The organism is Deinococcus fonticola (assembly GCF_004634215.1).
GTDB classification, from domain to species: Bacteria; Deinococcota; Deinococci; order Deinococcales; family Deinococcaceae; genus Deinococcus; species Deinococcus fonticola.
Window position 1 is genome coordinate 29,072 of the sequence record NZ_SMMH01000009.1, and the last position, 26,913, is coordinate 55,984.

28 protein-coding genes are annotated in these 26,913 nt (G+C 66.4%); 12 read left to right on the plus strand and 16 right to left on the minus strand.

What is annotated here, in order from left to right:
- Positions 1-76: 76 nt before the first annotated feature.
- From E5Z01_RS19435 to E5Z01_RS19750, 3 genes are all read right to left on the minus strand, one after another.
- A complete protein-coding gene (locus tag E5Z01_RS19435; RefSeq protein ID WP_158591669.1) occupies positions 77-226 on the minus strand; it encodes a hypothetical protein in 150 nt (49 codons plus the stop codon).
- A gap of 324 nt (positions 227-550) precedes the next feature.
- On the minus strand, positions 551-1,129 hold the full coding sequence (locus E5Z01_RS06975) for an AAA family ATPase (RefSeq protein WP_135228714.1): 579 nt from the start codon (positions 1,127-1,129) through the stop codon (positions 551-553).
- Between the two features lie 101 nt (positions 1,130-1,230).
- Complete coding sequence (locus E5Z01_RS19750; RefSeq protein ID WP_205750469.1) at positions 1,231-1,998, minus strand: hypothetical protein; 768 nt, start codon at positions 1,996-1,998, stop codon at positions 1,231-1,233.
- Positions 1,999-2,295: 297 nt separating this feature from the next.
- On the opposite strand from E5Z01_RS19750, the gene sdhC reads away from it, so the two are divergent.
- The 6 genes from sdhC to E5Z01_RS07005 all read left to right on the plus strand — a co-directional run bounded on the left by sdhC (position 2,296) and on the right by E5Z01_RS07005 (position 7,087).
- The gene (gene sdhC, locus E5Z01_RS06985; RefSeq protein WP_135228715.1) at positions 2,296-2,661 is read left to right on the plus strand and encodes a succinate dehydrogenase, cytochrome b556 subunit; all 366 of its coding nucleotides are present in this window, start codon (positions 2,296-2,298) and stop codon (positions 2,659-2,661) included.
- Positions 2,661-3,038: a succinate dehydrogenase hydrophobic membrane anchor subunit gene (locus E5Z01_RS06990; RefSeq protein WP_119766112.1), complete on the plus strand. Its 378-nt coding sequence runs from the start codon at positions 2,661-2,663 to the stop codon at positions 3,036-3,038. The genes sdhC and E5Z01_RS06990 overlap by 1 nt, the downstream gene beginning before the upstream one ends.
- Before the next feature lie 10 nt (positions 3,039-3,048).
- Complete coding sequence (gene sdhA / locus E5Z01_RS06995) at positions 3,049-4,800, plus strand: succinate dehydrogenase flavoprotein subunit (protein ID WP_135228716.1); 1,752 nt, start codon at positions 3,049-3,051, stop codon at positions 4,798-4,800.
- A 126-nt stretch (positions 4,801-4,926) separates the two neighbouring features.
- Positions 4,927-5,634 carry a succinate dehydrogenase iron-sulfur subunit gene (locus E5Z01_RS07000; protein WP_170311953.1) on the plus strand — a complete coding sequence of 236 codons (708 nt, stop codon included), beginning with the start codon at positions 4,927-4,929 and terminating at the stop codon, positions 5,632-5,634.
- Between the two features lie 85 nt (positions 5,635-5,719).
- A complete protein-coding gene (locus E5Z01_RS19930; protein WP_240738216.1) occupies positions 5,720-5,923 on the plus strand; it encodes a cytochrome P450 in 204 nt (67 codons plus the stop codon).
- Positions 5,924-5,992: 69 nt separating this feature from the next.
- The gene (locus E5Z01_RS07005) at positions 5,993-7,087 is read left to right on the plus strand and encodes a cytochrome P450 (RefSeq protein ID WP_240738218.1); all 1,095 of its coding nucleotides are present in this window, start codon (positions 5,993-5,995) and stop codon (positions 7,085-7,087) included.
- A 239-nt stretch (positions 7,088-7,326) separates the two neighbouring features.
- Here E5Z01_RS07005 and mntE read toward each other — a convergent pair whose 3' ends face one another.
- The 9 genes from mntE to ruvA form a co-directional block, all read right to left on the minus strand.
- Complete coding sequence (mntE, locus tag E5Z01_RS07010) at positions 7,327-8,235, minus strand: manganese efflux transporter MntE (protein ID WP_135228717.1); 909 nt, start codon at positions 8,233-8,235, stop codon at positions 7,327-7,329.
- Positions 8,236-8,291: 56 nt separating this feature from the next.
- The gene (locus E5Z01_RS07015; protein WP_135228718.1) at positions 8,292-8,579 is read right to left on the minus strand and encodes a MarR family transcriptional regulator; all 288 of its coding nucleotides are present in this window, start codon (positions 8,577-8,579) and stop codon (positions 8,292-8,294) included.
- Between the two features lie 10 nt (positions 8,580-8,589).
- Positions 8,590-10,815, minus strand: a complete 2,226-nt coding sequence (gene feoB / locus E5Z01_RS07020; RefSeq protein ID WP_135228719.1) for a ferrous iron transport protein B — start codon at positions 10,813-10,815, stop codon at positions 8,590-8,592.
- 17 nt (positions 10,816-10,832) lie between these two features.
- Positions 10,833-11,063 carry a FeoA family protein gene (locus tag E5Z01_RS07025; RefSeq protein WP_135228720.1) on the minus strand — a complete coding sequence of 77 codons (231 nt, stop codon included), beginning with the start codon at positions 11,061-11,063 and terminating at the stop codon, positions 10,833-10,835.
- Positions 11,064-11,171: 108 nt separating this feature from the next.
- Positions 11,172-13,457, minus strand: coding sequence for an AAA family ATPase (locus E5Z01_RS07030; protein WP_135228721.1), 2,286 nt, complete (start codon positions 13,455-13,457; stop codon positions 11,172-11,174).
- Positions 13,454-13,771: an ATP-dependent Clp protease adapter ClpS gene (gene clpS / locus E5Z01_RS07035; RefSeq protein WP_135228722.1), complete on the minus strand. Its 318-nt coding sequence runs from the start codon at positions 13,769-13,771 to the stop codon at positions 13,454-13,456. Before clpS ends, E5Z01_RS07030 begins: the two co-directional genes overlap by 4 nt.
- Positions 13,772-13,826: 55 nt before the next feature.
- The gene (locus E5Z01_RS07040) at positions 13,827-14,147 is read right to left on the minus strand and encodes a hypothetical protein (protein ID WP_135228723.1); all 321 of its coding nucleotides are present in this window, start codon (positions 14,145-14,147) and stop codon (positions 13,827-13,829) included.
- A gap of 2 nt (positions 14,148-14,149) precedes the next feature.
- On the minus strand, positions 14,150-15,448 hold the full coding sequence (locus E5Z01_RS07045) for a low temperature requirement protein A (protein ID WP_135228724.1): 1,299 nt from the start codon (positions 15,446-15,448) through the stop codon (positions 14,150-14,152).
- Positions 15,445-16,044, minus strand: coding sequence for a Holliday junction branch migration protein RuvA (gene ruvA / locus E5Z01_RS07050; RefSeq protein WP_135228725.1), 600 nt, complete (start codon positions 16,042-16,044; stop codon positions 15,445-15,447). The genes E5Z01_RS07045 and ruvA overlap by 4 nt, the downstream gene beginning before the upstream one ends.
- Before the next feature lie 87 nt (positions 16,045-16,131).
- Here ruvA and pgeF point away from each other — a divergent pair, with 87 nt between their 5' ends.
- The 6 genes from pgeF (at position 16,132) to E5Z01_RS19440 (ending at position 22,468) form a co-directional block, all read left to right on the plus strand.
- On the plus strand, positions 16,132-16,863 hold the full coding sequence (gene pgeF, locus E5Z01_RS07055) for a peptidoglycan editing factor PgeF (protein WP_135228726.1): 732 nt from the start codon (positions 16,132-16,134) through the stop codon (positions 16,861-16,863).
- Positions 16,860-17,360 (plus strand): YqeG family HAD IIIA-type phosphatase, encoded by a 501-nt coding sequence (locus tag E5Z01_RS07060; protein WP_119766100.1) that lies wholly within the window; start codon positions 16,860-16,862, stop codon positions 17,358-17,360. The genes pgeF and E5Z01_RS07060 overlap by 4 nt, the downstream gene beginning before the upstream one ends.
- A gap of 145 nt (positions 17,361-17,505) precedes the next feature.
- Positions 17,506-20,166 carry an ATPase, T2SS/T4P/T4SS family gene (locus E5Z01_RS07065; RefSeq protein WP_167757811.1) on the plus strand — a complete coding sequence of 887 codons (2,661 nt, stop codon included), beginning with the start codon at positions 17,506-17,508 and terminating at the stop codon, positions 20,164-20,166.
- Positions 20,167-20,239: 73 nt separating this feature from the next.
- The gene (locus E5Z01_RS07070) at positions 20,240-21,535 is read left to right on the plus strand and encodes a PilT/PilU family type 4a pilus ATPase (RefSeq protein ID WP_240738219.1); all 1,296 of its coding nucleotides are present in this window, start codon (positions 20,240-20,242) and stop codon (positions 21,533-21,535) included.
- Positions 21,536-21,723: 188 nt separating this feature from the next.
- On the plus strand, positions 21,724-22,212 hold the full coding sequence (locus E5Z01_RS07075; RefSeq protein ID WP_119766648.1) for a GreA/GreB family elongation factor: 489 nt from the start codon (positions 21,724-21,726) through the stop codon (positions 22,210-22,212).
- Between the two features lie 100 nt (positions 22,213-22,312).
- The gene (locus E5Z01_RS19440; RefSeq protein ID WP_167757812.1) at positions 22,313-22,468 is read left to right on the plus strand and encodes a hypothetical protein; all 156 of its coding nucleotides are present in this window, start codon (positions 22,313-22,315) and stop codon (positions 22,466-22,468) included.
- Positions 22,469-22,514: 46 nt separating this feature from the next.
- On the opposite strand, the gene leuB is transcribed toward E5Z01_RS19440, so the two are convergent.
- From leuB to E5Z01_RS07095, 4 genes are all read right to left on the minus strand, one after another.
- On the minus strand, positions 22,515-23,570 hold the full coding sequence (leuB, locus tag E5Z01_RS07080) for a 3-isopropylmalate dehydrogenase (protein ID WP_119766099.1): 1,056 nt from the start codon (positions 23,568-23,570) through the stop codon (positions 22,515-22,517).
- A gap of 63 nt (positions 23,571-23,633) precedes the next feature.
- The gene (locus E5Z01_RS07085; RefSeq protein WP_119766098.1) at positions 23,634-24,194 is read right to left on the minus strand and encodes a 3-isopropylmalate dehydratase small subunit; all 561 of its coding nucleotides are present in this window, start codon (positions 24,192-24,194) and stop codon (positions 23,634-23,636) included.
- A gap of 167 nt (positions 24,195-24,361) precedes the next feature.
- Positions 24,362-25,642 (minus strand): hypothetical protein, encoded by a 1,281-nt coding sequence (locus E5Z01_RS07090; protein ID WP_135228727.1) that lies wholly within the window; start codon positions 25,640-25,642, stop codon positions 24,362-24,364.
- A complete protein-coding gene (locus E5Z01_RS07095; RefSeq protein WP_135228728.1) occupies positions 25,635-26,888 on the minus strand; it encodes a hypothetical protein in 1,254 nt (417 codons plus the stop codon). Before E5Z01_RS07095 ends, E5Z01_RS07090 begins: the two co-directional genes overlap by 8 nt.
- Positions 26,889-26,913 lie beyond the last annotated feature (25 nt).

Sequence of the window (26,913 nt, forward strand, 5' to 3'; positions counted from 1 at the left end):
CCAGGCCACCGACCATCAGAAGGCACAAAAACTCCAGACGTTGAAGAACGCCTGGAGTCTCATGCCGGGAATGGCTTTAGTGAGGGGTGATTTTCGCCACGACCTGGGACGCGGCGCGGCGTAACCAGCGCGGGAAATGATGAGGAACGCGGCGCTGCGCCTGGGCGGTGTCGTGGGTGGCGTTCAGTCTGGCTTTGGTGAGGAGGTCGAGGTCACTGGCGTACATGCACCGATTATGGCAGCTAAGGCTGAAAAAAGCATGTCATAGACGTCGTTTTTCAGTTTTAAGGCGTTCGCGTTTTTGTCCTGGCGCTTTCAAGGCCGGGCCAGATCTTTATTCAGCAAGCTGCATAATACCCTGTTCTATGCGGATAGACTTGCAGTAGACTTGACATTTGAATAGTTGGGCGCATCCAGCAAAGCTGGACAGTAGGGAGAACGGCGTCAGGCCATTTATCCGCAAAGGCCTCCGAATTACAAGGGGAAAGTAGCCGGAGCGGTACGTCCCCGGCCTGCTTCTCAAGCGGCTATTTTTCCGGTGTGCCGTGTTTCAGCGTCGGCTGCCCAGCGCTTTCAGCCAGCGCAGGGGCTCTTTCTGCGCCGGCTTCAGCGTCAGCCCCAGGTCGGCGGCGATCTCCTCGGCAATGGCGTCCGGCGAACGCTCGCCGGCGGTCAGGTGCCGGGCAAACGCTTCGCCGCTAAAAGCCTTCAGGCGCTGCTCGACCTCGCCGGCCTCCCAGGAAACCGGCGGGTCATGGCGGCGCAGCCGCGCCTGCACCACCTCAACGGGGGCCAGCAAGGTGTAATGGTGCACGGCCATACCCCGGTCTTTCAGGCCGCTCAGCAGGCGGCGGTGCCGGGCCACATCCGTCAGCGGCATGGGCACGATCAGGGGGCCGTCGGCCTGCTTGACCGCAAATTGCAGGGCGTCCAGCATCAGCGGAATCCACATGGGGTGGGTCTGGAGGTCGCCGCTGAACCGGGGTGTCAGTTTCTTCAGCGCGCGGCCCATTTCTTCAGGATCGAACAGGAAACTGCCGGGCAGCCGCGTATGCAGCACCTGCGCGGCCTGCGTTTGCCCGATACCGAACGGGCCATTCATCCAGATGATAGGGAGAGGGACGGTCATGTCGCCGCCCAGCGTACCCAGGCTATCCTCTCAAAATTGGCACGAACCCGAACCACAAGCTCTCGCTCGCGTAGGCCGTGACGCGCCTGCCTGCCAGGGTCTCAGTCCATCTCGAAATCGATGACGACTGGCGGTGGGCTTGGCACTTTTTTCTCCGCAGTCTCTTCCTGCGCGGCGCCCGGCTCACGCCCCGGAACATTCGCTTCCCCGGGCAGGTGGGCCTGAGCTTCAGCGGACTGGGATTGAGATTCGCCTGGCTGGGCTTCACCCGACTGAGCATGAGTGGCCTGGTTATCCTGCGGGGCCTGGGGCAGGGTGCTTTCCAGCGCGCTGGAGGAACCAGGCTCGGCGGCTTCAGCGCCGGGGACACCGCTTGCGCTTGTGGGCACAGGCATCTCGTCGGCTGGTAGCGCCGTGGCGGGCTGGGCGCGTCCGCTGCCCGTCAGGATGGCCGGGCCGAGGGGACGCGCGGATTTGCCCTCGCTGCCGGCCTGCCCGGTGACCTTCACCGCGCCGGACTCGTGGGCCAGGTCAGCGGCCTCACGGCGAATCGGGGGCGCGGACGTGTCCGGCTTGACCCAGCGCGTTCCCAGCACAGCGGGGCCGAGCGGGCGTTTGACCTCGATGGGGGCGTTCAGCACCGTGGCAAGCGGCGCGGCAGGCGCAGGCGTCGTGGCAGCAGCCTGAGCGGTCTGGTCGCCCCCCTCCGCCCCCATGGCCGCCCGGTGCGCCACGTGCAGGATGGTGTCCACATCCATTTTGGTCAGGAGGCCCTTGGATTCCAGGGTACTGAGGAGGGCCAGGGCCAGTTTGCGGGCGTACTCGGCCTCGTTTTTGGGAAGGGCAGGCGGGGTGGAGCCACTGGTCATGCCGTTCAGGTTAGCGTTCCGGCGCGGGTGTGGCATGTGAAGCGCGGAGCACTGTGCGGCGCGGCCGAGGTGGCCCACCAACCCGGACGCGCCGGCGTTCAGACCCGGCACCGGTGTTTTGTGCGTGCTGGGACGTTCCAGCCACGGTGACACCGGCACGGCCGGCGCAGGGCCTGGCGTGTGGATGATGGTATTCTTAAGCCGTTTGCAGTGACGGCAGACCTGTCCAGCACCCACTCGTCCGCCCGGCGAGGCGCTAGCGTGATGAAGTGGCCAGGAATTTGAGGAGGAAAAGGAATGTTTAACTGGAAGTACAAGGGGTCAGGCCAGTGGCCGTTTATCCTGCACCGTGCTTCAGGATTGGCGATCCTGCTGTACCTGATGCTGCACATTTTCAGCATCGGTTCCATTATTTTCGGCGAGAAGTTCTACATGGACATTCACCACGTCTACGGCCTGCCCATCTTTCGCCTGGGCCTGATTGGCCTGGCGACGCTGGTGGCCTTCCACGCCTTCAACGGCCTGCGCATCATCCTGATGGACTTCACCAGCTTCGGCGTGCGCGTGCAGAAGCAGACGTTCATGGCGGTGATCGTCCTGACGCTGGCCTTCCTGGCCTTCTCGCTGTACATGAACATCCCGCGCATCCTGGGGGGCTACTGATGATTCGCGCCCGCACCCTGACCGACGCACGGCAACAGGCGCACAGCAACGCCGAACTGAACTGGTGGCTGTTCATGCGCGTCAGCGGCCTGATCCTGGTGTTTCTGATCCTGGCCCACATGTACATGACCTTCCTGCAGGTCAGCGAAATGGACGCCACCTTCGACGCGGTGGTGAACAAACTCAGCAGCCCGGCCTGGAAGCTCTACGACTTCCTGATTCTCTCGCTGGGCCTGATGCACGGCGCCAACGGCCTGCGCTACGTGCTGGAAGACCACATCCGCTCGCGGCCCAACCGGGCCTGGCTGAAAATGCTGATGTACACCCTCATCGGTCTGCTGTTCCTGTACGGCACCGTGGGACTTATCGCTATATAAAGGAAAACCTATGCATCATCGTTACGACGTAGTTGTGGTTGGCGCGGGCGGCGCCGGACTCATGGCCGCCCTGTACGCCGCGAAAGGCGGCGCCAGTGTCGCCTGTATCAGCAAGCTTTACCCCACCCGTTCGCACACCGGCGCGGCCCAGGGTGGCATCGGCGCGGCCCTCGGGAACGTGCAGGAAGACCACTGGGAATGGCACATGTTCGACACCATCAAGGGCGGTGACTACCTGACCGACCAGGACGCCGCCGAGGTGTTCAGTAAGGACATTATCGACGTGGTGTACGAACTGGAGCACATGGGTCTGCCCTTCTCGCGCACGCCCGACGGCAAGATCGCCCAGCGCAAGTTCGGCGGGCACACCCGCGACTTCGGCAAGGCCGCCGTGGAACGCAGCTGTTACGCCAAAGACCGCACCGGGCACATGATCCTGCAAACCGTGTACCAGCAGAACGTGAAGGCCGGGACGCTGTTCTTCAACGAGTACCACGTCACGGATCTCTTGATCGAGAACGGGCGCTGCTCGGGCGTGGTCGCCTACGACCTGGCGAGCGGTGAACTGCACACCTTCCACGCCAAGGCCGTGATTCTGGCGGCGGGCGGGTACGGGCGCATCTTCAAGATCACGTCCAACGCCCTGACGCTGACCGGCGACCTGATGAGCATCTACTACCGCAAGGGCCTGCCGCTGGAGGACATGGAGTTCTACCAGTTCCACCCGACCGGCCTCGCCAAGCTGGGCATTCTGGTGACCGAGGGCATTCGTGGCGAGGGCGGCATTCTGCGCAACGCCAGCGGCGAGCGCTTCATGGAGCGTTACGCGCCGACCATCAAAGACCTGGCGCCGCGTGACATCGTGGCCCGCAGCATGACCACCGAGATCCGCGAGGGCCGCGGTGTGGGGCCAGACCGGGACGCCATCCACATCGACCTGACCCACCTGCCGCGCGAGGTCATCGAGGGCAAACTGGCCGAGATCACCGACCTGGCGCGCACCTACCTGGGGCAAGACCCCGTGAAAGACCTGGTGATGGTGCAGCCGACCGCGCACTACGCCATGGGCGGCATTCCCACCGACCTCAACGGCCTGTGCCTCAGTGACGGCCAGGGGGGCACCATCGAGGGCCTCTACGCCGCCGGTGAGCAGGCCTGCGTGTCGCTGCACGGCGCCAACCGCCTGGGCACCAACAGCCTAGGCGACCTGGTGGTGTTCGGACGCCGCGCCGGCATCTACGCCGCGCAGTACGCCCGCCAGGTCGAATTTGCCGACCTGCCGCAGAATCCCGAGGCCGAAAGCCAGGCGGTGTTCGACGCCCTGAAAGAGAGCAAGGGCAGCGACAACGCCTCGGCCATCCGCAAAGAGCTCCAGCGCACCATGATGGAGAACGTCGGGATTTTCCGCAACGGCCCCGACATGGCCAAACAGGTCGAGATCATCAAGGAACTCAAGGCCCGTTACAAGAACGTGGGCGTGAGCGACCCCAACCGCCGCTACAACAGCGACCTGGTGGAAACCATGGAACTGGGCTTCCAGCTCGACTGCGCCGAGGTGATGACCGCCTGCGCGCTGAACCGCACCGAGTCGCGCGGCGCCCACGACCGCGAGGACTACCACGAGCGCGACGATCAGAACTGGCTCAAGCACTCGATGGGCTACAAGGACCTGCACAACGACGGCAACGTCATCATCGGGTACAAGGACGTGGCCCTCAAGGGGTTCACCCGCTCCTTTGAACCCAAGCCCCGCGTCTACTAAGAGCTCTGTCCAGGGTAATGCCACTCATCACCCGGCAGGGACTTAACGAAAAAGGATCGTGAAATGACTCAAGCACCAACCGCCCATTCCAGCGTGGCCCCCGCCCCGGCCGGAACTGTTCCGCTGATGAACCTGAAGGTGAAGATCATGCGGTTCGACCCGGAAAAGGACAAGAAGGGCCGCTGGGTGGACTACAGCATTCAGGCCGCCCCGAACGACCGCGTGGTGGACGTCCTGAACGAAATCAAGTGGAATCTGGAACCCAGCCTGGTGTTCCGCCGCTCGTGCCAGCACGGCATCTGCGGCAGCGACGCCATGCTGATCAACGGGCGTAACCGCCTGGCCTGCAAGACGCTGGTGCGCGACGTGGCGAAAGCCGGCGGCACCATTACCATCGAACCGATTCGCGGGCTGCCGGTCGAGCGCGACCTGCTGGTGAACATGGAGCCGTTTTTCGACTCCTACAAGGCCATCATGCCCTACTTCATTCACGAAGACCCGTTCCCGGCCAAGGAGATGTACCAGTCCGAAGCGGACGCTGAGAAGATGGCGCACTCGTCGAACTGCATCCTGTGTGCCTGCTGCACCACCAGTTGCCCCATCTTCTGGGTGAACGGCTCTTACCTCGGCCCCGCCGCCATCGTGCAGGCGCACCGCTTCATTTTCGACACGCGCGACCAGGCCACCCAGCAGCGCCTGGGCATCATGAACCAGAATACCGGGGTATGGCGCTGCCGCACCGCGTACAACTGCACCGAGGCCTGCCCGCGCGAAATTCCGATCACGCAACTGATCGAGGAAGTCAAGCGCGCCGTGATGTTCGGCCAGGCCTGACACCCCGCACCGCTTCCCCGAACTCCACTCCCCGCTGTGAAAAGCCGGGGAGTCTTTTATTTGACTGGCTGATTAGACTGAGGGCATGATTGTCATCCCCAGAACACCGCCCACCGTGCGTGGCCTGCCCATCGTGGGCAACATGCTCGACCTGATGGCCACGCCCGGCATGCGCGCCTTTTTGACCCGCGCCTACCAGCAGCACGGCCCGGTTTATCAGGTGCGGGCGCTCAACACGGTGATGACGGTGCTGGCCGGCCCCGAGGCGAATACCTTCGTGATGAAATAGGGTCACAAAGTCCTGCGCTCCGAGGAAGCCTGGCGGCCCAACGACCTGGAACTGGGCGCGCAGCGCAGCATGATCAGCCTCGACGGTGAGCAGCACCGCCTGTACCGCCGGGCCGAGAGCCGCGCGTATTCCCGCTCTCACTTCGCCGCGAATGTTCGCCCCGCCCGGAAAGTCGCTGCCGCATACCTCGCACCCTTCCAGGCCGGCGACGACTTTCCGGTCACGGCGTTTTGCAAGAGTGTCATCACCGAGCAACTGGCGCGGATCGTCGTGGGGGGCACGGCCCGCCCTTACCTGGACGACCTGCTGAAATTTATTCAGACCGCCCTGATGGTCACCGTGACCAAACAGTTGCCCCGGCTGGTGCTGCACAGCCCCGCATACCAGCAGTCCAAGGCGCGCGTCTTGCAGATGGTCGAGAACCTCATCGCGGAACACCGCGCCCACTCGCCCGAAGAAACGGGCCGCAGCCCGGATCTGCTCGACGACGTGCTGGCCGACGCGAAAATCCACCCGGAACTGTGGGGCGAGCGCGACCTGCGCCTGGCAGGCCTCAGCGCCTTTATTGCCGGCATAGACACCGCCGCCAACAGCCTGGCCTTTGTGCTGTACCGCTTGCATAAGCACCCCGAGTACCTGCCTGACATCCGCGCTGAAGTGGACGCCGCCTTCCGTCACGGTACACCCAGCGCCGAGCAACTGGCCCAGTGCAAGCACCTGCTCCACTTCGTGATGGAGACCATGCGGGTTCACCCCATTGCCCCCGCCATGAACCGCACCCTGACGCAGGACATCGAGTTCGGCGGATACCACCTGAAAGCCGGCACCAACCTGATTATCGGCACCACCGTTTCGCACGGCCTGGAGCGGTTCTACCGCGATCACGAAACCTTCGACTCCACCCGCTTCGCCGCCCCCCGCAGCGAACACCGCCAGCCGGGCGCCTACGTGCCTTTCGGCGTGGGCGCCCACACCTGCGCGGGCAGCGGCATGGCCGAGGGCCTGATCATGCTGAACGCTGCCGCGATTCTGCACACCCTGGACTGTACCCTTCCCGCCACGTACACCCTCAAGGAAACGGCGCGCCCTACTCCCAGCCCCGACGCCAAACTGGTGCTGAAAGTCGGGCAGGTCAGGCACGCGGCGGTGAGTCTGCTGGCGTGATGCCCCGGCAGCGCGCCGTCAAAGCCAGGAAGTTCACTCGGCCGCACGGGCCTGAGCTCCCAAACCATATGAAAAAAGGCCAGTTCGCCCTGGTTCTCTAACCAGCAGATCGAACTGGCTTGGCCTGGCTCCGCAGGAAACAAGGCAGTCAGGTGGGGCGAATGTTCCACTTCAGGGCGTCATTCGGTAAACGGTTCCAGTTGCGCCGTGAAGCGTGGGCATGGAGGCAGCCCTCCCCTTTAAATGACCAGCACGCCGTGGTGCTTGGCTTTCTCCTCGGGTTCGACGTGAATGGTGACGTGAGCGCCTTCCAGTTCGTTGGTCACGGCTTCTTCCAGGCGGTCGCAGATGGCGTGCGCCTGCGCGACGGTCATCTGGCCGGGCACCACCAGGTGAAATTCCACGAAAGTCACCTTGCCGGAGTGGCGGGTGCGCAGGTCGTGCATTTCGAGGGCGCCGCTGGCGTGGGTGCTCATGACGTGCCGGATGCGGCTTTCGGTGCTTTCGTCCACGCCCTTGTCCATCAGGCCACCGACACTGTCGGACAGCAGGTGCCAGCCGCTCCAGAGGATGTTCAGCGCCACCACAATGGCGAGAAGGGGGTCAAGTTCGGCCCATCCGGTGAGCTTGGCGGCGACGACACCGATCAGCACGCCCACGCTGGTGACCACGTCGCTCATGACGTGCTTGCCATCGGCCACCAGCGCGGGGCTGCGGTGCGTGCGCCCGAACCGCAGCAGGAAGCTGGCCCACAGGAAATTCAGCACACTGGCGCCCAGGTTGACACCCATGCCCAGGTAAGTGGCCTCGACGGGTTTGGGGTTCAGCAAGTCCGGAATCGCCACGCGCAGGATGCTGAAGGCCGCCAGCACGATCAGGACGCCTTCCACCACCGCGCTGAGGTACTCGGCCTTGGTGTGCCCGTAAGGGTGGGTCTTGTCGGCCGGGCGCTGCGAGACCCACAGGGCCAGCAGCGCCGCGCCCGCCGCAACCACGTTGATGATGCTTTCCAGCGCGTCCGAGTACAGCGCAATACTGCCGGTCAGGCGGTAGGCGATAAATTTCAGGGCCAGCACGGTCAGGGCCACAACCACGCTGACCGCCGCGATGGTCACGGGGTTGCCGGTGGAGCGTGGGGGGGCGGTCATACGGTCAGGCTAACAGGGTTAGGCGCGGCGAATTCTGCCACTCCGGCAAGGACACTTCAGGTCTGACTTCGCCGCAGGTACGCCTCGCCTCTGGCGGTCAGGCGCAGCAGTGAGAGGTTCGGGGTGTCGCTTTCGGCGTTGCGGCAAAGGCTTTTCAGGGCGCAGGGGCCGCAGGAGCACGCACCCGCGCCGCTCTGGGCTTCCTGCACAAACCCGCCCCCGTGCAGGGTGCGCAGCATGCCGCCCAGCACGTCCTCGGTGGTGCCGAGTTGGCGGGCCAGTTCGCCGGGCGTGCGCGGCTGCCCCGCGATGGCCTGGAGAATCTGCGCGAGTGGAGCAGTCACCTTGTTGCCCTCACAGGCCCAGCGCGCGGGCCAACTGGTACACCAGGAAGGCCATGATCCAGGCGGCGGCGAGCTGGTAAGCCACGGTGATCCAGGCCACGCGCCGCCCGTGTTCCTGCGCGATGGCCCCCACGGTCACGATGCAGGGCGTGTACAGCAGCACGAACACCAGGTAAGCCAGGCCCGAGGCGGGCGTGAACGCCCTGGCCAGGGCGGCCGCCAGCGGGCTTTTCTGGTCGGCGCCGGTGTCTGCGCCCAGTTGCGGCAGCGCCAGGACGGTGGGAATCGCGGCGACACTGGTTTTCAGGGCGTCCCAGGTGGCGCCGAGCGCCTGTTTCGTTCCTTCAATCAGGCCCAGTGGGGCGGGGGCGGCGGCCTGCTCGCCCAGGTAGATCTGGCCGAGCGTGCCGACCACGACCTCCTTGGCAATGAACCCCGGAACGAGGGCACCGGTGGCCTGCCAGTTGCCGAAGCCCAGCGGCGCGAAGAGGGGCGACACCGCCTGCGCAACGCTTCCGAACACGCTGTCTTTCGGGTCGACCTGCGCGAACTTCCCGCCGGACACGGCAGGCAGGGCCAGCAGCAGCCACACCACGGCGACGGTGGCCAGAACGGTGGTGCGGGCGCGTCTGGCGAAGCTCTTGGTGCGCCGCCAGGCGTGCTTCCACAGCACCGCCCAGGCCGGGAAACGGTACGGGGGGAGTTCCAGCAGCACGCCGCCCCCCTCGGCGGGCAGGGCCGTGCGCCGCAGCAGCCACGCGAACAGGAAGGCCATCAGCATGCCCAGCAGGTACATGCTCCAGACGATCCAACTGCCGGAGCGGGGGAACAGCGCCGCGGCGAAGATCACGTACACCGGCAGCCGGGCCGAGCAGCTCATGAACGGAATGATCATGCTGACCAGCACGCGGTCGCTGCGGCGTTCCAGGGTGCGGGTGGCGCTCACGGCGGGCACGTTGCACCCGAAGCCCAGAATGAGGGGAATGAAGGCGCGACCGTCCAGGCCCAGGGAGCGCATCAGGCGATCCATCAGGAAGGCGGCGCGGGCCATGTACCCGCTGTCCTCCAGGAAACTCATGGCCAGGTAAAGCACCAGCAGCGTGGGCAGGAAACTCAGGACGGTGCCCACGCCGGGAATGATCGCGCCGACCACCAGGTCACGCAGCAGCGGAAGGGACACCAGCAGCGCCGAGGCCCAGCCCGCCGCGGTCTCCTGAAGCGGCTCGCCGATCAGGTCGACGAACGGCGAGGCGACGCTGAAGGTCAGGCGGAACACCAGCAGCACCAGCGCCAGAAACAGCGGAATTCCGAAGAGGGGGTGCAGGGTCAGCCGGTCGAGTTTCTCGGAGAGGGTACGCCGCGCCTGCACCTGCGGCACCGCCAGGCGGGCAATGTCCCCGGCGCGGGCGTAGCGGGCCTCGGCAATGTCGATCAGGGCGTCGGTGTCCTGCGTTTCCAGTGCGGCCAGGTGCGCGTCGGCGGCGTCTATTAAGGCCGTGTGGCCGGTGGCGCTGAGGCGCCCGCGCACGCTGGGGTCGCCTTCCAGCAGCGCCAGCGCCAGGTAGCGCCAGGCGTGCGGCGGCAGGGTGGGCAGGTACGCCATGCGCCCGGTCAGGTCGGCCACGGCGTCCTCGATGGCGGCGGGGTAGCGCACGCCGATGCCCAGCGTGGCGTGTTTCAGCGAGTGTTCCAGCAGTGTCTTTGTTCCCTGCTGGCGGCTGGCGACCGTCTCGGTAACGGGCACGCCCAGCGCGCGGGACAGCGCGGCGGCGTCCACCGTCAGGCCTTTTTCCTTCGCCTCGTCCACCAGATTGAGCGCCACCGCGACGGGAATCCGGAAGTCCATCAGTTGCAGGGTCAGGTACAGGTTGCGTTCCAGGTTACCGGCGTCCAGCACGTTCAAAATGACATCCGGCCCCTCGTCGAGCAGGGCCGTGCGCGTGACCAGTTCTTCCGGAGTGTAGGGGCTGAGCGAGTACGCGCCGGGCAGGTCGAGCAGATGGATGGTGCGCCCCTGAAGTTGCAGGTCGGCCTGGCGCTTCTCGACGGTCACGCCCGCCCAGTTGCCGACTTTCAGGTTGGTGCCCGCCAGCGCGTTGATGAGGGTGGTCTTGCCGGTGTTGGGGTTGCCGACCACCACGATCCGCGGCTCCCGGACCGCCTGGAGGCGCTGAATGGTGTCGCGGCAGGCCTGCTCGTCGGGCACCAGGGCTCCAGGCGGGCGTGGGGCAGGCATGGCGGTCACAGCCTGGCTCACTGCCGCACCGTGATGCCGTGCAGGTCGGCCCGGCGCAGGGCCAGGGCGCTGCCACCGATCCGCAGTTCGGTGGGGTCGCCCATGGGGGCGCAGCGCACCACCGTGACCCTGGCACCGCGCACGAAGCCCAGTTCCAGCAGGCGGCGGCGCAGCGGGTGCTCCCGGTCTAGCGAGACGACGTGACCGGACTGGCCGGGGTGCAGCGTAGCGAGAGGCACGTCATCCATATACCCGACTAGAATACTCGGGATTAGCCGGGATGCAAGTCCCCTGACCGGTATTTGTCTACCGAGGACGGGGAGCCCTCCGCTCCAGCCGACCTTCAGCGCAAGCGCTCAGGCCGGGCGTGTTTTCCGCGCCGGCTTGGCCCCGGCGGGCGTGTGACCGAAGGTGAATTCATTGCCCTGCACGTCCACATGGGCCTCTCCCCCACCCTTCAGTTCACCGAACAGCAGCAGGTCGGCCAGCGGGCGTTTCAGGCGTTCCTCGATCACGCGGGCCAGCGGGCGCGCGCCCATCAGCGGGTCGTAGCCCAGCTCGGCCAGGCGGGCGCGGGCGGCCTCGCTGACGGTCAGGGTGACGTTCCGTTCCGTCAGTTGCGCGATCAGTTCGTTCAGGAACTTCGTGACGACGTGCCCCATCACTTCGCGCGCGAGGGGCCTGAAGTGAATCACCGCGTCCAGGCGGTTGCGGAATTCCGGCGTGAAGGTGCGCTTGACCGCTTCGGCTTCCTCGCCGGCGCGGCCCTCGCGGGAAAAGCCCAGGGCCGGCCGGCTGGCGTCGGCGGCCCCGGCGTTGGTGGTAAAGATCAGAATGACGCCGCGAGCATCGACTTTCTTCCCGGCATGGTCGGTCACGGTGCCGTGATCCATGAGTTGCAGGAAGATGTTGTATACGTCCGGGTGGGCCTTCTCTATTTCGTCGAGCAGCAGCACCGCGTGCGGATTTTTGGCGATGGCGTCGGTCAGCAGGCCGCCCTGGTCGAAGCCCACGTAACCGGGAGGGGCACCGATCAATCGGGCCACCGTGTGCGCTTCCTGGTACTCGGACATGTCGAAGCGCAGCAGTTCCAGGCCCAGGCGGTCGGCCAGGGCGCGGGCCAGTTCGGTTTTCCCGACTCCGGTAGGGCCAGCGAACAGGAACGCTCCCTGCGGTTTCTGCGGGTCGCGCAGGCCGGCGCGGGCCAGTTTCACGGCGCTGGAGACGGTCTGCACCGCCTGATCCTGACCGTACACGCGACCTTTCAGGTCTTCTTCCAGCGTGGCGAGGGACTTCGTTTCCTCGGCGCTGACGCTGCCCACCGGCACGCGGGCCATGCGGGCCACCGTGGCCTCGATGTCCTTCACGCCAATTTTTCCGGTCTTGCCGGCCGACGACAGGGCCGCCCCGGCCTCGTCCAGCACGTCGATGGCCTTGTCGGGCAGGAAGCGGTCGCGCAGGTAACGGGCGCTGAGTTTCACGGCGGCGTCCAGCGCGTCCGGGGTGTACTTCACGCCGTGGTGCTCGGCATAACGCGGCGCGAGGCCCCGGAGGATTTTCAGGGCGTCGTCCTCGGAGGGTTCGGGCACGTCCACGGTCTGAAAGCGCCGCCACAGGGCACGGTCTTTTTCCAGGTGGCGCAGTTCGGCGGGCGTGGTCGCGCCCAGAACCCGCAGCCCCTTGCCATGAGCCGTGCCCCGCGCCAGCGCGGGTTTCAGCAGGTTGGCGGCGTCCACGCTGCCGCCCTCGGTGGCACCCGCGCCGACCAGGGTGTGCAGCTCGTCGATGAACAGCACCGCGTTTTGCCCCTCCAGTTCGGCCAGTACGCCCTTGAGCCGCTGCTCGAAGTCACCGCGGTAGCGCGTGCCGGCCAGCAGCGCGCCCAGGTCGAGGGCGTACACCTCCGCGCCCTTCAGGAACCCCGGCGCTTTTCCGTCGGCCACGCGCTGCGCGAGGCCCTCGGCCAGGGCGGTTTTGCCCACGCCCGGTTCACCGACCAGCACCGGGTTGTTCTTGGTGCGCCGCGCCAGGATATGCGTCATACGTGTCAGTTCGGTGTCGCGCCCGATCACCGGGTCGAATTCCCCGGCGCGGGCCTGCGCAGTCAGGTTGCTGGCGTAGGCTTCCAGCGGGTTCTGTTCGGCGGGGGCCTCCGGCTCTGGCTCCTGCACCCCGTCCACCCCGGCCACGCGGCGCTCGCGGCTGCGGCCCTCGACTTTCGCGGTGCCGTGCGAGAGGTAACCCAGCAGGTCGAGGCGCGTGACGCCCAGGCCCTCCAGCGCGGCGCGGGCGGGGCTGTCTTCCTCCTCCATCAGTTCGACCAGCACGCGCAGCCCCCCTGCCTGCTCGTGGCCCTTGCCGCTGGCGTGCAGTTGCAGCACTGCGCCCTGCACCACGCGGTGAACGCCCAGCGTGAATTCCGGCTGCGCGCCCCCCGGCACGACCTCCAGGTCATCCAGGCCGTCGAGCAACCGGGTGCGCAGGCGCTGAATATCCAGCCCCAGGGCCAGCAGCGCCTCGCGGCACTCGGGGTCGTCGAGCAGCACGTACAGCAGGTGCTCCTGCGTGACGTACTCGTGCCCGGCCTCGCGCGCCAGGTCAGCGGCCCGTTGCAGGGCCTCTTGCAATGCCTCGGTAATCATGGGGTGTCCTCCGGTTCGGCGACCACCATCAGCGGGTGACCTTCGCGCCTGGCGTGGTCGGTCACCTGCGCCACCTTCGTTTCTGCCACGTCCTTGGTGTACACGCCCGCGATGCCCTGACCCTTGTGGTGCACGGCCAGCATGATCAGTTGCGCTTCCTGCTCGGCCTTGCGAAAGTAGCGTTCCAGCACCAGCACCACGAACTCCATGGGCGTGTAGTCGTCGTTCAGGAGCAGCACGCGCCACAGCCGGGGCCGCTGCGTCCCGGTGCGCTCCAGCGTCTGCGAGCGGCCCTGACCGCCTGGTCTTGTCATGGGGCACAAGATAGCGGGGGAACGGGGCGGGGACAGTGGCGTGCGGCCAGGGCCATTAACGAACGGTGATGAGAACGCCTAACATGAAGGCGAGGGTGACCAGCAGGGCGCGCTGCCAGTGGTTGGCCTGACCGGGCCGGGTCAGCGGCATGGACAGCAGCAGGGCCAGGGCTGGCAGCAGCGGCCAGACGGGCAGGTGACGGCGCCACAGCAGAAAGAGGCTGAGGGCCAGGCTGACGGTCACGGCGAAGAAGAGGGCGTGGTGGGGCCAGCGGGCCTGATCCTGGCGCCAGCCCCGTTGCAGGCTGAGGCCCAGCAGCAGCAGGCCCGCCAGCAGCAGGGCGGTGACGTTCAGGGCCAGGTGCGGGGCCGTCATGGTCAGCCCCCGCTGCCTTCCTCAGCGCTAGCCCTGGAGCCGGCCTCGGTGACCACCTCGTTCACTTTTTCCTCCAGGCGGCCCAGCTGGCGCGTCACCGGGTCGGTGGCGACCACGATGGCGGCCAGCACGGCCACGGCGGCCACCAGCAGTTGCAATTGCAGGGTATTGAGGTCAAGAAAGGCCAGCGTGCCGACCAGGGCCGCCGCGACCAGCACGGCCGGCAGGCTGCGGTCACGCCGGCGACCCGCCAGGGAACCCCCCCAGAGTCCGAAATGGGCCGCACGCAGGGAATTGAGGCGCAGGAAGGCCAGGGTCAGAAACGCGCCCACCAGCGGCCACACCACGAACTGCTGCTGAATGGCGTCTTTTCGGGCGTCGGCCTCGCTGATGCCGTGGCCCAGCCCCACGCCCAGCGTCACGATGCTGAGGGTAAAGGGCACATGACCGTAGAGCCACGCCTGTAAGCGCCCCAGCTGGCCCCCGAGGTGCGCGAACAGCAGGGGCAGGGCGCGGGCCTGGTCGAAGTACAACCGCCACAGCGCCACCACCGTCAGAATCGACATCAGGGCCGGCACCAGGGTCTGTACGCCCAGTTCCTGGCGGCGGCTGCCACCCACCACTTCGTTGAGCACCGCGCCCAGCGCGATGATCTGCAGCAGGCCCACCCGCTCGGGCAGGTGTTCCTCGTGCGGTAGGTCGGTCTGGCTGGTCTGGCTGCGGCGAATCATCAGGGGCAGCAGCAGGTCGCTCAGCAGCGCCCCCACCCACACCCCGAACTGCGCGGTACTGCCGGACGGCAGAGCCAGTGACCCCAGCCACAGCGCCGCGACCACCAGCGTCCCGCCCCCGCTGCGGCGGGCGAAGGGGCCGGCGTGCGTGCGGCCCTCCATCAGGGACGTGACCCCCTGAATCACGCGGTTGACCCCGTAGGCGGCGGCGAACATCCAGCCGGTCTGGTGCAGGTCGCCGCGCACGGTGACAGCGATCAGGGTCATCGAGATCAGTTCCAGCACGGTGCCCCAGCGGTAGACCCGGCCCTCGTTGCCGTAGCGGGCCGACAGCAGCGCGTTGCCCGCCCAGGCCCACCACACCGCCAGGAACATCAGCGTGAAGGCGGCCACATTCTCCAGGGTGGGCGCGTCACCCAGGCGTTTGGCGAGCTGGTCGAAGGCCACCACAAAAATCAGGTCGAAAAACAGTTCCAGCCACGAGACCTTCTGTTCGCGGCCCTTGCCCGCCGTGGTATGCGGCGCGTCCTGAAGATCGACCTCGGAGTCGGAGGGCGAAGCGCCGGTCAACGCAGTTTCCCGAGCGATTTACGGATGAGGGCGTCGGCGCTGGCGTCCGGTTCGGCCGCCACCAGTTCGGCCACCGCCGCGCGCACCTGCGCCTCGCGGAAGCCCAGTGCCAGCAGCGCCTCAATGGCGTCGCGGCTGGCGGTGGTGGTGATCCGCGCGGCCCTGCCCCCCGTGCTCGTGGCGCCCGCCGCGAGGTGCTCCGGCACTTTGCCCTGGAGTTCCAGCACCAGGCGCTCGGCGGTTTTCTTGCCCACGCCGGACACGCTGGACAGCAGTTTCGCGTCACCGCTCAGCAGGCCCTGCGCCAGGGCCGAGACCGGCATGGCCGACAGCAGCGCCAGGCCCAGTTTCGGCCCGACCCCGGAAACGCTGGTCAGCAGGTCGAACAGCCGGAGGCTGTCGGCGTCACTGAACCCGAACAGCAGTTGAGCGTCCTCGCGCACCACGAAGCGCGTGCTGAATTCAGCGTTCTGGCCGACCACCAGTTTGGCGAGGGTGCTGTTGGGGCACTGCACCTCGTACCCCACACCCCCCGCGACCACGACGGCGCTACTCTCGCGCACTTCACGCACCACGCCGGACAGGTAAGCAATCACGCCCCCATTGTATGCGTTACGCCCGGAACAGAAACGCGGGCCAGGCCACTCTGCCCCCCCTTGCCCGGCGCAAGTTAGGCTGTTCGGGTGACCTCTCCCCTGCTTTACGCGCCCAACCTGAACGTGCCGCATGCCTTCACCACCCGGCGCGGCGGCGAGTCGACCGGCGCTTACGCTGGCCTGAATCTGGACGACCGGGCCGACGACCCGATCACCGTGGCCCGCAACCGCGCCCGGCTGGCCGGGGCCCTGGGCTTTCCCGCAACCGCTTTCGCCCGACTGGATCAGGTTCACGGCACCGACGTGATCACGGCTGCGGGGCCAGGCGTGTGGGTGGGCGACGCCCTGGTGACAGCAAAGCCGGGCGTCCTGCTGGCCATCGGCACAGCCGACTGCTACCCGCTGCTGCTGGCTGACCCGCAAGCGGGCGTGCTGGGCGCCGCGCACGCCGGCTGGAAGGGCACCGTGGGCGACATCGCGGGCCAGGTGGTGGGGGCCATGACGCGGCTGGGCGCCGACCCTTCACGGATTCACGCGGCGGTCGGGCCGGGCATCTGCGGGGAACGCTTCGAGGTGGGTGAGGACGTGGCAGAGAAATTCAGGGCGGCCGGGCTGGGTGAATTTATCCTCCAGGGCCAGGGCAGAGCGCGCATCGACCTGGCGGGCGCGAACGCCTTTTTGCTGCGCCGCGCCGGGGTAACGGACGTGTGGGTCAGTGGCCGCTGCTCCACCGAAGATGATTTCTATTCGTACCGCCGCGACGCCGGACAGACCGGGCGCATGTGGGCCGTGATCGGCCTGCCGGGGGAACAGGCATGAATCTGCTGCGCCCCGCCGACCTGATCGATCACGTGCAGCAGATCACGCCGGAATTTCTGGCGGCACGCGGCCTGCGCGGGCTGCTGCTCGACCTGGACAACACCCTGATTCCTTACCGCAGTTACCAGGAGAACACCGAGGTGGTGCGCTGGGCGCATGACCTTCAGGACGCGGGGATCAGGCTGTACCTGCTGAGCAACGCCACCGGGAAACGCGCCGACTTCTGGCTGAGCCGCCTGGCTTTCGCGGGCGTCGGCATGGCGGGCAAACCCCACCCACGCGCCTTCCAACGGGGTGCGCGCGAACTGGGCCTGCCGCCCGAGCAGGTGGGCATGGTCGGGGATCAGGTGTTCACGGACGTACTGGGTGGCAATCTGGCGGGCCTGCACACCATTCTGGTGCGGCCGCTGGCGGACAATGGCCTGCCGCACACCCGCGCGGCGCGGCTGCTGGAACGCCAGGTGCTGGGGCGCTACGGCCACCGTTGGCCGCATTGACTGGCCCAGGGACGGCAGTTTCCCGGATCAGATTCTTGTGACAGCGCCGCACATACCCTGGAAACCGGTAGTCTGGATCAGCTTTGCCCCTCACGCACCGCGCACGGGTGGTCTTGCGGGAGCATTCGGAACGGAGGAATGAACGTTGGCTCTTTCGATAGGTGATCGTCGGCTCGGTTCGCTGCTGCTGGAGCAGGGATACGTGAACGACGCGGATTTGCAAAAAGCCCTCTCACGGCACGCCGAGGTGGGGGGCCGCCTCGCGGACGTGCTGATCGACACCGGCATCGTTGCGGAGAAACGCATCGCGCGCGCCATCGAGGAGGCCCTGGGCATCCCGCTGGTGAGCCTGCTGGTGGTCAACCCGGACCCGCAGGCGGTGGGGGCGGTGCAGGGGCGCACGGCCCTGGCCTCGCTGGCCTTTCCGTTCGCGCTGGAGGGCCAGACGCTGCGCGTGGCGCTGGTCGATCCGCTGTCCAGCATCGTCATCGAGAACCTGGAAGACGAGAGCGGCTACAACATCGAGCCGTACCAGGCCATGCGCGACGAGATCATGTGGTGCCTGTCGAGCCACTACCCCGAACTGAACCTGGACGTGCCGATGCCCTCGGAAACCAAGGCCCTCAGCGGGCGGCTGGGGCAGCGCCTGATGAGCCGCGGCTACCTGACCGACGCGCAGTTGCAGGTGGCCCTTGACGCCCAGCAGCAGACCGGCGAGGCGCTGGGAGCCGTCCTGTTGAGCCAGCGCGCCGTCACCGAGGATCAACTGTTCGAGGTGCTGGCCGAACAGGCGGGCACCACGTACCTGCGCGAACCGAGCGGCTTCCAGCCCAGCGAGGAGACCCTGGGGAACATGCTGCGGGCCGACGCACTGAGGCTGCTGGCGGTGCCGGTCGACGAATCGGGGCGCGGCGTGACGGTGCTGACCAGCGACCCGCGCAAGCAGGCGGACATCGAGGCGCTGCTGGGCAAACCCGTGCAACTGATCCTGACGCGCCAGCGCGAGGTCGAGCGCCTGATCGAGGAGTTCTACCCGCAGCGCGGGCGGCTGGGCGAGCAACTGGTGCAGCAGGGCACCCTGTCGCGTGACCAGCTGCGCGAAGCCCTGCAGGTGCAGGCCCGCGAGGGCAAGGTCAAGGCGCTGGGCGACGTGATTCTGGATCTGGGCTTCGCCACGGCCGACGAGGTGGACGGCGCCCTGCAAAAACAGAACGCCGGGGGCGGACGCCTGGAAGACACGCTGGTACAGTCCGGGAAACTCAGCCCGGAGATGCTGGCGCGCAGCCTCGCGGCGCAGCTGGGTTACGAGTTCCTCGACCCGGTACAGAACCCGCCCGACTCCGGCGTGGTGGCGGCCAGCAACATTCAGGACGGCACCGCCCGGCGTTACGGCGTGATTCCCATCCGCATGCAGGGTCAGAGCATGGTGGTCGCCATGAAAGACCCGCGCAACGTGTTCGCGCTGGACGACCTGAAGCTGATCACGGGCCGCGAGATCATCCCGGCGGTCATGGCCGAAAAGGACATCGTTCGCCTGATCGAGCGCTACTACGGCAACACCGGCATGGCGGACCTCAAGCAGGAACTGGACCGCAAGGCCGCCGCCCGCGAGGAAGAGGTCGACCTGACGGCGGGCATGGATGACAACGCCATCGTGAAGGTGGTGGACAACATCATCCGCGAGGCCGCCTTGCAGGACGCCAGCGACATTCACATCGAGCCGTCCGAGCACAGCGTGCGTGTCCGCTACCGCATCGACGGGGTGCTGCGCGACCAGAACGACCTGCCCAAAGGGGCAGCGTCCAGCGTCCTGGCCCGCATCAAGATCATGGGCAAACTGGACATCGCCGAGCGGCGCGTTCCGCAGGACGGGCGCGTACGCTTCAAGAAAGGCAGCATCGACCTCGACCTGCGTCTGTCGACCCTGCCCACGGTGTACGGCGAAAAGGCCGTGATGCGCCTCCTGCAGAAAGCCGCCAACATTCCCGAGATCGAGCAGCTGGGGTTCTCGGATTACAACATGCAGCGTTACCTGGACGTGATCGATCGCCCCAACGGCATTTTCCTGGTGACCGGGCCGACGGGTTCGGGCAAGTCGTTTACCAGTTTTTCGACCCTCAAGCGCATCGCGCGCCCCGAGAAGAACACCACCACCATCGAAGACCCGGTGGAATACGAGATTCCCGGCATCAACCAGTCTCAGGTGAACAACGCCGCCGGCATGACCTTCGCCAAGGCCCTGCGGGCCTTCTTGCGTCAGGATCCCGACATCATCTTCGTGGGGGAAATCCGTGACACCGAAACCGCCGAGATCGCGGTGGAAGCGGCGCTGACGGGTCACCTGGTGCTGGCCACGCTGCACACCAACGACGCGCCCGGCGCCATTACCCGCCTGGAGGAGATGGGCGTCGAGAACTTCAACATCTCGGCGGCGGTGGCCGGGGTACTGGCCCAGCGCCTGGTGCGCCGGGTCTGCCCGGACTGCAAGGCCCCCACCAACGCCGACCCGGATGTGCTGCGCCGCCTCGGCATCACCGAGCGCGAGCTGCGCGGCGCCCAGCTGGTGCGCGGCGCGGGCTGCCCACGCTGCGGCGGCACCGGGTACAAGGGCCGCATGGGCATTCACGAACTGATGGTGATCGACGACACCCTGCGCAAGGCCATCAGCGGCGGCAAGTCCTCCAACGAAATCAAGGACATCGCCGTGGAACAAACCGGCATGAAGACCCTGCGCCTGGACGGCATCGAGAAGGCCCTGCAGGGCCTGACCACGCTGGAGGAAGTGCTGGCCGTCACCGCCAACTGAGCGCTGCCCCGATCTCTAACTGCCCCTCACCCCGATCCCCGCCCCTTTCTTTCCTTGCCCGGAGAAGCCCCCCATGACCCAGTCCATGTCACAGACCAGCAGTCAAGTCGACATCACCGATATCCTGCGCCTCGCCGCCGAACTGAACGCCTCCGACGTGATTCTCACCGCGGGCCTGGCCCCGCAGTACAAGCTGTCGGGCAAGTACGACAGCCAGGGCTTTACGCCCCTGAGCGCCACCGATACCCGCAAACTGATGTACTCCATGATGAACGAGCGCCAGCAGCGCACCTTCGAGGAGCGCCGCGAACTGGACTTCAGTTTCGCGCTGGGCGAAAAGGCCCGGTTCCGCGTCAATGCCTTCATGCAGCGCGGCTATGTGGGCGGCGTCATGCGACTGATCCCCACCACCATCAAGAGCGCCCAGGACATGAACCTGCCGCAGAGCGTGGTGGACATGGCCAACGCCCCGCGCGGCCTGGTGCTGGTGACCGGCCCCACCGGCAGCGGCAAGAGCACCACGCTGGCCGCCATGATCGACTACATCAACGTCAACAAGAAGCTGCATATCGTGACCATCGAAGACCCCATCGAGTTCATGCACAGCAACAAGGAAAGCATCATCAACCAGCGTGAGATCGGGGTGGATACGCTGTCCTTCGAGGACGCCCTGCGCGCCGTGCTGCGCCAGGCCCCCGACGTGATCCTGGTGGGCGAAATGCGTGACTACGAGACCATCAAGGCCGCCGTGACCGCCGCCGAAACCGGGCACCTGGTGATGGGCACGCTGCACACCAACAGTGCGCCCGAATCCATCGACCGTATCGTGGACGTGTTCCCCGAGGAGCAGCAGGCCCAGATTCGCGTGCAGCTGGCCAACAACCTGGTGGGCATCATGACCCAGCAGCTTTTGCCCCGCGCCGACGGCAGCGGGCGCATCCTGGCCTACGAACTGCTGCTGGCCAACCCCGCCGTGCGCTCGCTGATCCGCGAAGGGAAAACCTACCAGATCGTGTCGGTCATGCAGACCAACTCGCGCGAGGGCATGGTCACCATGGACGCCTACCTGGCGGGCCTGTTCCGCCGGAAACTGATCTCCTTCGAGGCAGGCCTGGAACGCTCGCTCGACCCCAAGGAATTCACGCGCCTGGCCAACGACCCCACCACCGGCCTGGGCGGCGCGAACATCAGCGCCCCCACCGCCAGCACCTTTGCCAGCGGCCCCGCCACCGCCACCGGACGCGACTCACTGGGACGTGGTGAGTCAGCACGCGGCGAGTCAGCACGCGGCGAGTCGGCTCGCGGGGAAGCAGGGCGCGGCAACACCACCCAGCAGCCCGCCACCACCACCGGATTCGGGCGGCGTTAACGACGCCCCAGCGGCGCTTCACGGTCAGGGCTGGCCGCTGAGGCGCCCCACTTTATAGACGGCTTCATAAAGGAACTGTTCGCCCTGGATTGTCAGCGTCACGCGGCTGTGGCAGAATGCCCGCTGAATTCTTAACCCGCACACCAACAGGTTTGGCCCCGCATGGCCCACCAGTGGAGGAAGTCAAAGTGACCCAGATCATCAAACAAGTCCGCCTCACCAAAGACGGTTATGACCGCCTGCAAAAGAACCTGGAACTGGAAATGAACCGCCTGGCCGAGGCCACCCGGATTTTGCAGGAACAGATGGAAACCAGCGCCGACAACGAAGACACCGGCCTGGAAGATGCCAAACGCGAGAAACTGAACATCGAAGCCCGCATCGAGGAACTCGAGGAGACGCTGGCCCGCGCCACCATCATCGAGGATCACGAGAACGAGGGCCGCGTGGAACTGGGCGCGATCGTGGTGCTCAGCAACGAGGCCACCAAAAAGGACATGAAGGTGCAGGTGGTCAGCGCCCCTGAAGCCACCGTGATCAGCACCGGCCTGCCGCGCATCAGCGACGACAGCCCCGTGGGCAAGGAACTGATGGGCCGCAAGAAAGGCGACGCTTTCGTGGTGAACCTCGACAACGGCAAGCAGATGAAGTACAAGGTCAAGAGCATCGAGTACTGAGAAAATTCAGCAGAAGGCCAGCCTTCCTGACCGGGGGCTGGCCTTCTTCGTGGAAACTTTCGGGGAGTTGAGCCCGTATCTGTGAACCTATATCTGGGCCATGCCTGGAACTGGCCTGCCGGAACTGCTGCTGATTTTCGCCCTGCTGGTGGGGATGGTGCTGATTTTGCGTGCGGTGTCGAAGCGCACCCATCAGCCGCGGCGCATCAGCGATCTTGAACGCGGTGTGGCTGAATTGAGGGCAAAGCAGAAATAAAAAGGCGGAAGCGCAGGGCCTCCGCCTCAAGACTTGATGGTTTGTTTCAGCCGACGGCTGGCGTTCCCAGACTCTCCAGCACCGCGCGGGTAAACGTTCTGGTGTCGGCGGTGCCGCCCAGGTCGCGGGTGGGGTGCTCGCGCAGGGCCAGGGCGACGGCGCGGTCGACGTGGTTGGCGGCGTCGCTGCGCTTGAGGCCATGGCGCAGCAGCATGCCGACGCTCATGATGGCGGCGGCCGGGTTGGCGATTCCTTTCCCGGCGATATCGGGGGCGCTGCCATGAATGGGTTCAAAAAGGCCAGCACCGTCGCCCAGGCTGGCGCTGGGCATCAGGCCCAGGCTGCCGGGGATCACGGCGGCGAGGTCGCTGAGGATGTCACCGAAGAGGTTCTCGGTGACGATCACGTCGTAGCGGCTGGGGTCAGCGACGATCAGCATGGCGACCGAATCGACGTACTCGTGGTTGAGGTGGATGCTGCGGTACTCGCGGTCACGCAGGGCCTGCACGTCGCGCCGCCACAGTTCGCTGACTTCCAGCACGTTGGCCTTGTCCACGCTGGTGACGCGGCCCCGGCGTTGCTCGGCCGCCCAGAAGGCCACTTTCGCCACGCGCTCGACTTCGGCCGTGGTGTAGCGCATGGTGTTGTACGCGGTGTCGCCGTCGATCTTGCGGTCACCGTCGAAGTACACGCCGCCCAGCAGCTCGCGCACGATCAGGATATCCACCCCACGCGCCAGTTGCGGTTTCAGGGGGGAAAGGTGCTCCAGCCCCGGCTGCACGCGCACCGGGCGCAGGTTGGCGTAGCACCCCAGCGCCTTACGCAGCGCCAGCAGTCCCGACTCCGGGCGCAGCCGGCGCTCCAGTTTGTTCCAGGGACTGTCGTGAGCGCCGCCCACCGTGCCCAGCAGAACAGCGTCCGCTTCCTTCAGGGCGTCCTGCGTCACCTGCGGGAACGGCTCACCGTGCGCCTCGTAGGCCAGGCCGCCAATCGGACGCTCCTCGATGGTCACGTCCGGCGCCACCTCGCGCAGCACCTCCACGGCCGCCGCCGTCACTTCAGGGCCAATTCCATCTCCGGGCAGGGTAATGACTTTAGGCATCGTTGGTTCTCCTCTGGAGAAGTTTAAGGGGCGAAGGGACTCCGGGACTACGGGTCAGCCTCGTCAGCTTTCCGTGCGTCCAGGATGGCCGTGTCCGGCCTGCGCGCTGCGGGCTTCAAGGTGCTCGGCTTCGAGCGGCGCCGGCATGTGGTCGCGCATGTACTCCAGCCAGCCCCCGGCTTTCTGCACGTCCAGCGCGAACTCCGGTACCGGAACGAACTTCAGCACCTGCCCTGTGCGCGTGTTGGTGATGCTGCCGCCCGGCAGGTCAATTTCGGCATCGTCGCCGTCCTGAAACGCCCCCACAATCCCGTCACACTCCAGCGCCAGGAAGCCGTTGTTGATGCTGTTGCGGTAATAGATCCGGGCGAAGTTGGGCGCAATCACGGCGGTGACGCCCGCGCCACGCAGCGCCCACACCGCGTGTTCACGGCTGCTGCCGCACCCGAAATCCGCGCCGGCCACGATGATGTCGCCGGGCCGCACGCGCTTCACGAAGTCCCGGTCGTAATCCTCCATGGCGTACTTCGCCAGCTCCTTTTCCTCGAAGGTCGTCAGGTGCCGGGCGGGAATGATCTCGTCGGTGTTGATGTGGTCACGCGCAAAAACATGGACTCGGGGCATCAGAGGTCTCCTTTCCCCCATGATGGCGCACCGCTGAGCAAGGCAGGGCGCGTCATGCAAACAAGGTGGAGCGCGGGAGTGAAGAAGTTTCGCGTATCAGGAAAAGGGTCGAACAAAGAGAGGGACGGGGCTCTCCGGCTCCTCCGTCCTTCTGGGGTTTTGACGCCCTATTCCCCGGCCGGGGGGTTGGGTTTCATGTTCGCTATGGCCAGGAGAAGTTCGGGGGGCATTTCCTCGTCGTACAGGTCGCGCCAGGTTTCCCCGTCGAAGGTAATTTCGGACTCGATGAAAGTCTGCGAGAGGGGATCCGGGTCTTCCAGGGCGTCTTTCGCCAGGTCGAGGCGCACGGCCACAGGGACGGGCCACTCGCCGTTCTCGGTGAGGCCTGACTCCGTGCCGCTCTGCTGTGCCTGAAAGGTGTCGCGCATCACGTCCCGCGTCCAGCTGGCCCACTTTTCCGGGTCGCCAGCACCGGTGGCACTGCGGAGTTCAGCCCGGATGCGCTCCTCCTGACCGGCGGGAATGTCCTCTTGTTCGTCCCATTCGACGCGGCCATCGGCGTGCACCACTGCCGAGACAGTTTCCATGTTCAGCATCTCGGAGAAAGCCTGAAGGAAATCGTCCTCGACCGGTTCGGCGTCCGGATCGTCGTAACTGAGCCACGTTTCGCCGTCCAGCGAGTACATGGGGTCGACCAGCGGGTAGATTTCGTATCCGCCGCGCACCGACAGCAGGCCGCGCGTCGGGTTCTGCAGGGGCGCAATGTGGCGCAGCTCGAAGAAGGTGCGGCGTACGGCGGGCGCTTCGCCCTCGGGCACGAGTTCGGCGTGGTACTTGGCCCACAGGTCGGGCGTGCTGCCGTGCCACTCGCGGGCCATGTCCTCCAGAATTTCCAGGGCTCCGGCCGGCGGTTCGGGTTCCACGTCGATGCGGCCCTCGGCCCAGTGCTCCACACTGAACTGACCGATGGTTTCGCCGTCGATGCCGAAAGCGGGGTTCTCGTCGATGATGCGGCGCACGCGGGCGGCGTCGCGCACGGGGGGCAGGGACTCCCACTTTTTCCCGTCCATGGAGTGGCGTTGCTCGCGCAGGCGCACCACCCCGCCGGGAATCCCCAGCGCGGGGCCGTCCACCTCGGCGGGCGTGCGGTTCAGCACCACTTCGCCGGTGATGCGGCGCAGCGGCGGCACGGGAATCTGCTCGACATCCTGCGCGTTATACAGCCGGCCCTGATACTTCCCAGCGAAGACCAGCGCGGTGCGGTACTCGCTGGCCCAGGCGTTCCCCGCCAGTTGCGTGCTTTCCAGCGCCTGAAGGGTCGCCTCACGCAGTTGCGGATCTTCCGGCCCGCGAATCAGCGTGGCCTTCGCCTCGGCGGTCAGTTCGGCCTCGAAGGGAAAAATGGTGGGCATCAGGCCCAGTTGCTTGCGTCGTTTGGCTTCACCCATGAGTTCCTCCTGTCAGGTCATTCTCTTCTTCATCTTCGTCGTCGCCCAGTCCGAACAGCGGGTCGAGGTTCACCCAGCTCACGCCGTCCAGACTGACCGCCGTGGGGGCGTAGGACTGGTCCAGCATGCCCGGCGCGGCGCTCAGCAGTTGCTTCATCACCTGCATTCTGACGGCCACCGGCGCCCCCGCCCAGCCTTCCGGCGCGAGTTCCGCCATGCGCTCGTCCCAGAGCGCGGCCTCCCCTGCCCCGGTCGTGCGCCGCAGGCTCTGGCGCAGCGCCTCGGCGTGCTCGGCGTCGATGTCCCCTTCGGCCCACTCGACGCGCCCGTCGGCGTGAACGGTCACGGGCGCGGCGTGCATCTCGAACAGGCTGGACAGCATGCCGAAGGGGTCTTCCCCATCCTCATCGTCGCTGGACTCGCCGGACAGCAGGGCGCTCAGCGCTTTCACGGGGTCGTCCTCGGCCTGCACCGGCGCGGCCACTTCCGGCGCCGCGTCGGCCTCCGTTTCATCGGCTTCGATGGGGTATTTCAGCCATTTCTTTCCGTCGGCGCTGTACTCCAGCGGCACCAGCGGCCAGAATTCGAACCCGTACTGGCGCGCAAACGGCGGGTTGGAAGGCGCGAACAACGGAGCCAGTCGACGAACCTCGAACGTGCTCCGCTTGGCCTCCGGCAGGACGTTCACCGGGCCGCCCAGCACCGCGTGACGCTCCTTCCAGGCAGCATTTCCGTCACCATTCAGCGCCTGCACGACGCTTTCCAGCAGTTCCAGCAACTCGCCCGGCGGATCCGGTTCGATGTCGATGCGGCCCTGACGCCACTGCAGGGCGAAGAAGCGCCCGACCGTCTCGCCCGACAGCGCGAACGCCGGGTGCCGGGATTCCTCGCGCGCGTCATCCACCCTCGGGAAGGGTTGCCACTCCTCACCATCGAACGAGAGGGCGCCCGTAGAAATGGTCACGTCGTTGCCTTGCACCTCCCCCTGAAAGCGCCGCCAGTGCGGCACGGGAATGGCCTGCACGTCCTCCAGGGTCGCCACCACTTCCGGCGCAGCGCCGGAAAGAAGCGCCTGGGAACGGTACTCGGCGGCCCATGCCTCGCCAAAAGGCTGCGACTGCGCCAGCACCTGCACCACCTTGCCCTGCACCGCCTCGTCGTCCGGCAGGCCGCTCAGGTGCAGGCGTCCGTCCGTTTCGAGGGTCGCCTCGAACGGGTAAGCAGGCTCGAAAGAAAGATTCGCCATGACCGGTAGTTTCGCACAGCCACGC